Below are 6,925 nucleotides of genomic sequence, written 5' to 3' on the forward strand. Positions count from 1 at the left end.
CCGGTCAGGCCGACGTTCTGCACGCTCGGCCCGACCGCGACGATCGTCGTGTCCTGCAGGATCGGCAGCACCGTGGCCATGTCCCACAGCTTCGGCTCCACCGCGTTGATCACGTCGGAGATGTCGACCGAGCCGTCCAACGCCGCGTCGATCCGCGGCTGAACACTGCGATCGCAGATGCCGGTGATGTTGCTCGGCGCCTGCACCAACGCCCCCGGCGCCGTGGCCGGCGGGCTCGTCGCCGTCGCGGTCGTCGACGAGGTGGCGTTCGGCGGCGCAGTGGTGGTCGACGGCTTAGCACTGGACGTGGCAGCGGTAGGGCTCGTCGACACGGCCGTCGCCTCCAAAGCCGGGCAGCCGTACCGCGACGCCAACGCCGTGGCCAGATCCCCGCCCGCACGGTGCCAACCCACCACAGCGTCGACCCGGTTGTTCGTCAACGCGTCCCCGTACAGCACCGGCGAGTCCAGCGGCGACACCGTTGCCTCGATCCCGACACTGCGCAACTGATCCGCCGCGGTGTTCGCGACCGCCGCCGCGGTCGGATCGTTCGCCGCCACCCCGAGCACCAGCGACAACGTGGTCCCATCCTTGCTGATCCGGCCCCGCGTCAGCTCCGGGGCCGGCGTGGGCGCCTGCGACGTTCGCGATCCGGCGGTGGGTGGCGCGGGTGCCGGGGTCGTCCCGTTATCACTCTCGATCTCGTAACCGGCCTGCGACAACAACGCCAGGGCAGCGTTTTTCGTCATCGCCGGCGGCGCCGTCGGTACGTAACCCGGATCCGACGGCGAGCGCACCTGCGCTTGCGCCAGCGTCACCGTGTTGTCACTGCCCGCCCCGACCGCGGCCAGCAGATCCACGTCGAGCAACCCGAAGATCGCCTCGCGCACCCGCACATCGGCGAGCTTCGGCTCCTGCGCCCGCAACGTCACCTGCAGCGTCCGCGGCGTCATGATCCTGGAAGTCCGCACATCCGGGATCGCGCTGAGCTGCGCGAACGCCGCCTGCCCGCCATGGACCTGCGCCACCTGTGTGTCGCCGTTGCGGATCGAATCGGCCAACGCTGCGGGCGCACCGGCACGCCGGAACAGGATCTGGTCGGGCTGCGCCGGCGGACCCCAGAATCGGTCGTTCCGCGCCAGCAGGATCTCGTCGCGCTGTGGGTCGATGCTCTCCACCCGGAACTGGCCGCCGGTGACCGGCAGCGCCCGCACCAGTCCGGAAGCGAACCCTCCCGGCACATCCTTGACGATGTGCGCAGGCAGGATGTTGGTGAACAGCTCGCGCCACGCCGGATACGGCTGCGAGAACGTCACGACCGCCTGCTTGCCGCCGTCCAGCGACTGCACCCCGGTGATCAGGTCATACCCCGCGGGATCCACGACACCGGGCTCGCTGACAATCTGCCGCCACAGGTACCAGAAGTCGTCGGCGGCGATCGGCGCGTTGTCCGTCCAGGACGCCTCCGGCCGGATCTTATAGGTGACCGTGAACGGGTTCTGGCTGGTCACCTCGGCGGACGTGAGCAGCGTCGAGTCCATCTCCCACCGTGAGCCGGTCGGCGACGTCGGGTCCGGCGCCGGCCGGAACGCACTGGGCAACACCAGCGCACCGATCGCCGCGTTCACCGGGGACTGGTCCGACAGCAGGTGTGGGTTGAACCCCGCGCCGATCGAGTCGATGCCCATGATGATCTGGGTCGCCCGGGGTGGCGGTGGCGTCGAGCTCTGCGATGTGTCGGTGCTCTGCGGCGCCGGCGGCGGGCTCACCGTGCAGCCCGAGGCGACCGTGGCCAGGGCGCTGACCGCGGCGACGGCGCGGAGAGATCGACCTGGCACGCCCATCAGGGTATCGGCCACCCCCCGTCGCGCCGGCTATGCACGATTCGCCGCCTTGGCCCGCGCGCGGCTGCGTGCCCTCACGGTGGCGTCCAGCTCGGCCTTGCGAACCCGCACGATCTCCGGCGTCACCTCGACACACTCGTCGGTCGCGCAGAACTCCATCGCCTGCTCCAGGTCGAGCTCGATCGGCTTGGCCATCGTCTCGGTCACGTCCGCGGTCGACGAGCGCACGTTGGTGAGCTTCTTCTCCCGCGTGACGTTGACGTCGATGTCCTCCGCCCGTGGATTGATCCCGACGACCATGCCCTGATAAGTGTCCTGGCCCGGCTCGACGAAGAACGTGCCGCGATCGGCAAGCTGCAGCAGTGCGTAGGCGGTGATGGCGCCCGCCCGGTCAGACACCAGCGACCCACTGTGCCGCGACCTGATCTCGCCGGCCCATCCCCGGTACCCGTCGAACACCGCATGTGCTATCCCCGTGCCGCGGGTCTCGGTCAAAAACTCCGTGCGCCAACCGATCAGCCCGCGGCTCGGGACGACGAAGTCCATCCGCACCCAGCCCGCGGCGTGGTTTGTCATCTCGGTCATGCGGCCCTTGCGCGCGGCCATCAGTTGCGTGATCGCGCCGACAAACTCCTCCGGAGAGTCGATCGTCAGCGCCTCATAGGGCTCGTGCAGCTTGCCGTCGACCGTCTTCGTCACGACCTGGGGCTTGCCGACGGTCAATTCGAAACCCTCGCGGCGCATCTGCTCGACCAGCACGGCCAGGGCGAGCTCGCCGCGGCCCTGCACCTCCCACGCGTCGGGCCTGCCGATGTCGACCACGCGAATCGACACGTTGCCCACCAGCTCCGTGTCGAGCCGCGCCCGCACCAGCCGGGCCGTGAGCTTGTGCCCCGGCACCCGGCCGGCCAGCGGCGACGTGTTGGTGCCGACCGTCACCGAAATCGCCGGCTCATCAACCGTAATCCGCGGCAGTGCAACGGGATTCGAGGACTCGGCCAGGGTGTCGCCGATCATGATGTCGGGCAGGCCAGCGACCGCGACGATATCGCCGGCCTCCGCCTCGGCGGTCGGGCTGCGTTCGACGCCCTCGGTGGCCAGCAGCTCGGTGATCTTCGCCGAGGTGACGACGGGCTCGCCGTCGACCTCACGCAGCCAGGCGACGGTCTGCCCCTTGCGCAGCCTGCCGTTGTAGATCCGCACCAATGCCAGGCGGCCGAGGAACGCCGACGCGTCGAGGTTGGTGACCAGCGCCTGCAGCGGGGCATCGGGATCCCCGCTCGGCGGCGGCACATGCTCGAGCAACACATCGAACAGCGGATCGAGGTTCTTTCCCTCGGGCACCTGCCCGTCCGCCGGCGGCAGGGTGCTCGCCACACCGGCACGGCCGGACGCGTAGAGGGTCGGCAGGCTCAGCGAATGCTCGGCGGCGGCCGCGGCCTCGTCGTCGAGGTCGGATGCCACGTCGAGCAGCAGGTCGTGGCTGGACTCGACGACCTCGGCGATCCGGGCGTCCGGGCGGTCGGTCTTGTTGACCACGAGGATCACCGGCAGGTGCGCGGCCAGCGCTTTGCGCAGCACGAAGCGGGTCTGCGGCAGCGGTCCCTCCGACGCATCGACCAGCAGCAGCACGCCGTCGACCATCGACAGGCCGCGCTCGACCTCGCCACCGAAGTCGGCGTGCCCCGGGGTGTCGATCACGTTGATCACCGTCACGCTGCCGTCGGGGTGACGACGATGCACGGCGGTGTTCTTGGCCAGGATCGTGATGCCCTTCTCCCGCTCGAGGTCCCCGGTGTCCATCACCCGCTCGACGGCCTCGCCACGTTCATGCAGCGCCCCGGATTGCCGCAGCATCGCGTCGACCAGCGTCGTCTTGCCGTGGTCGACATGGGCCACGATCGCGACGTTGCGGCGTCGAATCTCGGGTTGCTGCGCGTTCGCCACGCCGCAGATTGTGACAGTGCCGAAGGCCGATTGCGAAAACGATGCGGAGCCAGTGACGAGGACCACGTCCCGGAAATATCGTACTACGATGTATTATCGGGCCATGAGCCTTTACGCAGTCCTCACCGTCGTCCTCATCGCCGTGCTGGCCCTGGCCGCCTCTGCCGCGATCTACATCGGGGTGATCGGGCTGATGGGCGGTTTCTACTTCGTCCGGTGCGCCGCATGTGGCCACCTGACGTTCTCGGCCACGAAACGGCCGCGAGCTTCCTGGGCGCACTGCCGCCATCCGGCGCTCATGCATCCGTTGCACGCTGTCCACCACCCGAGGAACGTGCACGACGTGCGGGTGGGGTACCGGCAGAGCATCCCCTAGGGTTCCGGCAACCGGAGGGAAAGGCGTTGCAGCTCTTCGAGATGCATCGCCGTGAGCGACTCGAGGCGTTCCGTTCCGGCGTCGGTCAGTTGTATCCGAACCACGCGCCGGTCCGCACTGTCGCGAACACGGCGAACCAGGCCCGCGGCGCCGGCCCGATGCACCAATTCGCCTGCGCTGTGGTGCTTCAGCAACAGGTAGTCGGCGATCTCACCGATCGTGGGCCCACGGCGGTCCGCGTGGCCGCGAATTGCCAGCAGTAACTGATGCTGCATGGGTGTCAGCCCCGCCGACTGGGCCTGCTCGGCGCTCCAGCGATCGAAGCGCCGCAGGTTGCTACGCAGCATCAACAGTCGCTCGTACACGTCGTCGGGCAGGCCCACACTGTCACGATAGGCCGCGCCGGTAGCTAACATCCGGACTCGAACAGCGGGATCCACTTTCCCTGGAACCAGAAACCCCACTCTTGCGCGCCCGGGTCGAATACCGGGTTCACGGTCTGGCCCTGGTACTGGAACGGCGGCGGGGCCGGAGCATTCGGTGCCAGCGGCACCCCCTGGCACGTCGGCTGAGCGTCCCACGGGTCCTCTGGCACCTGCCACCACCACCACGGCGGCTGCCACGGCGGAGGCGGAACGGGCGGCCGGTGCCAGGGTGGCCGGTGGTCACCGTCCTGGTCCGGGGGTCCACCGGGCGGGTTGGGGAATTGGTTGGGCGGGTGCCCGCCGGGTGGGTTGGGGACCTGGTCGGGCGGCGGTCCGGCGGGTGGGTTCGGAAGTTGGTTCGGTGGGGGCCCCTGGCTGGGTGGGCCGCCGGGTGGGTTCGGAAGTTGGTTAGGCGGGGGGCCGCCGGGCGGATTCGGAAGTTGGTTGGGCGGGGGGCCGCCGGGCGGACCGCCGCCCAGATTCAGTGGGACACCCGGTCGGCCGGCCTCATCCGGGGCAGGCCCGGCCGGCTTTCCCGAGTCAAGATCCGGCGGTCCGCCCGGAACTCCTTGAGCGGATGAAGGACCGCCGCCACCAAGTTCAGGCGATCCGCTTGGACCGCTGGGGATGTCGATCGACGGGGAGGAGGGACCGGGTTCGCTCGAAAACATCGGCTCTGAGGACGACGACCCAAAATCGCCACCGCCGCCCGAAGATCCGAAATCGCTACCGCCCCCCGACGACCCGGAATCGCTGCCGCCGCTCGACGACGGGCCGGGATCGCTCGGAGCCAACGGAGACAATGCAGCCGCGCTCGCGCCGCCGCCCTGGAGCAGAAGGCTCACCGCGAGGCCACCCGCCATCGCGGCCCCGGCAACCAGTCGCTGCGTCCTTATCGTGCCAACCCCCTCAAGGGAAGGCTACAAATGCCACCTATCACAGCGCTGCGACCAGGCTGTCAACCCTCTGTCTGAACGTGACCGTTAGGTGCCTCGGCCACCGGCACCGGCAATCGCGCCGTATCGACGTCGCCCTCGTCTTCGGCGGCCTCCTCATCGATGATCTCCGAACGGCCGAGGGCTGCTCCGATCAACTCCCTGGCCTTGACGATGACGCCCTCGGCGGTTCCCATGGCGGCCACAATAGGACCGCTTACAAAGTTCACCATCGCATTCCCCGTTCGTGACAGCTGCGCTCGGAGCCTCCTGCCGCCGGGCGCGGTGACCAACGTAGCCCGCGTAGGTTTCGCCCAGCTGACCGCAGCGAAAAGTGATGTGTGGGAACCGGCTTGCGCAAAGTGAACAACGTCACAACGCGACGGTTCCGCGGATGCAGGTCGTGCTTGCACCGCCTACCCAGACGGTGCCGGCATCGTCGGCCTCGATGTGCACGACGCCGTCGCGGCCCAGGCGTGATCCCTGCGAGACCGTATAGGACCCGGGGGCTGCGCCGGTGCCGATCAGCCATTGCGCCACGCTCGCGTTGAAGCTTCCGGTGACCGGGTCCTCAGGTACCCCGACGCGGGGGCCGAACACCCGCACCTCGAAGGCGCACTACGCGCCCGGCGCGTGGGCCCCGACCACACCGAGCATGGCGTCGGGCAAGTGGGAGAAGTCCGGCTCGAGGGCGAGGACCTCCTCGGCACTCGAGAGTTGCACCGCGGCCCATCCGGGACCGTTATCGACCCACTGATGGGCAACGACACGGTCGCGAGTGATGCCTGCCGCGGTGACGATCATGTCGAGGAACTCCTCGTCGAGGGGTCCTGAGCGCACGGTGGGCGGCGCGGCAAAAGACAGCCGTCGCGGGGCGAGGCGCACGTCGACGAGGCCGGCCGCGCATTCCTGGACGACCCGATCGCGGCTCTTGGGCGTGCCGCCGCGGTCAAGCCAGGCGTGGGCGGAACCCAGCGTCGGATGGCCGGCGAACGGCAGTTCACCGCCCGGAGTGAAGATACGGAGCCGGTAGTCGGCCTCCGGGGCTGTGCCGGGCAGCACGAACGTCGTCTCCGAGAGGTTGGTCCAGCGCGCGAAGCGCGCCATGTCGTGATCGGAGACGCCGACACCGTCGAGGACGACCGCTAGCGGATTTCCGAGGTAGGGGGTGGTCGAGAAGACGTCCACCTGTGCGAAAGCGCGGGCACGGCGCTCGGTCATCGTCAGATGTTGCCGGGTCGCCGTGCCGCCACGCAACGGCTTAATTCTCAGAGAGTCAGGGAGCGCAGCGGGTGTGTGATGGCCCAGATCGGGTGCTCGAGGTCACCGATGTAGTGGCGGACCGGATGAAACGGCCCGGAGTACGGCTGCCACGGATCGGCAGACGCGACGGCCGGA

At 69.0% G+C, this 6,925-nt stretch carries 6 protein-coding genes and 1 pseudogene; 1 reads left to right on the forward strand and 6 read right to left on the reverse strand.

From position 1 onward, the window contains the following. Together VKG81_RS20305 and typA are read right to left on the reverse strand one after the other, a co-directional pair. Nucleotides 1-1,844 (reverse strand): ABC transporter family substrate-binding protein (locus VKG81_RS20305; protein WP_324398524.1); only part of this gene is annotated, 1,844 nt, incomplete at its 3' end. Nucleotides 1,845-1,874: 30 nt separating this feature from the next. Continuing rightward, on the reverse strand, nt 1,875-3,767 hold the full coding sequence (gene typA, locus VKG81_RS20310) for a translational GTPase TypA (RefSeq protein WP_324398529.1): 1,893 nt from the start codon (nt 3,765-3,767) through the stop codon (nt 1,875-1,877). 127 nt (nt 3,768-3,894) lie between these two features. Here typA and VKG81_RS20315 point away from each other — a divergent pair, with 127 nt between their 5' ends. Then, a complete protein-coding gene (locus VKG81_RS20315) occupies nt 3,895-4,167 on the forward strand; it encodes a hypothetical protein (protein ID WP_324398525.1) in 273 nt (90 codons plus the stop codon). Here VKG81_RS20315 and VKG81_RS20320 read toward each other — a convergent pair. The 4 genes and pseudogenes from VKG81_RS20320 to VKG81_RS20335 form a co-directional block, all read right to left on the reverse strand. Further along, entirely contained in the window at nt 4,164-4,550 is a 387-nt protein-coding gene (locus VKG81_RS20320) for a MarR family winged helix-turn-helix transcriptional regulator (protein ID WP_324398526.1), read from the reverse strand. The genes VKG81_RS20315 and VKG81_RS20320 overlap by 4 nt on opposite strands. Nucleotides 4,551-4,576: 26 nt before the next feature. Further along, complete coding sequence (locus tag VKG81_RS20325) at nt 4,577-4,762, reverse strand: hypothetical protein (protein WP_324398527.1); 186 nt, start codon at nt 4,760-4,762, stop codon at nt 4,577-4,579. Nucleotides 4,763-5,550: 788 nt separating this feature from the next. Beyond that, complete coding sequence (locus tag VKG81_RS20330) at nt 5,551-5,724, reverse strand: hypothetical protein (protein ID WP_324398528.1); 174 nt, start codon at nt 5,722-5,724, stop codon at nt 5,551-5,553. Between the two features lie 175 nt (nt 5,725-5,899). Next, a pseudogene (locus VKG81_RS20335) lies at nt 5,900-6,748 on the reverse strand (PhzF family phenazine biosynthesis protein). Between the last annotated feature and the right edge of the window lie 177 nt (nt 6,749-6,925).

Source organism: Mycobacterium sp., from assembly GCF_035314905.1.
Lineage (GTDB): Bacteria > Actinomycetota > Actinomycetes > Mycobacteriales > Mycobacteriaceae > Mycobacterium.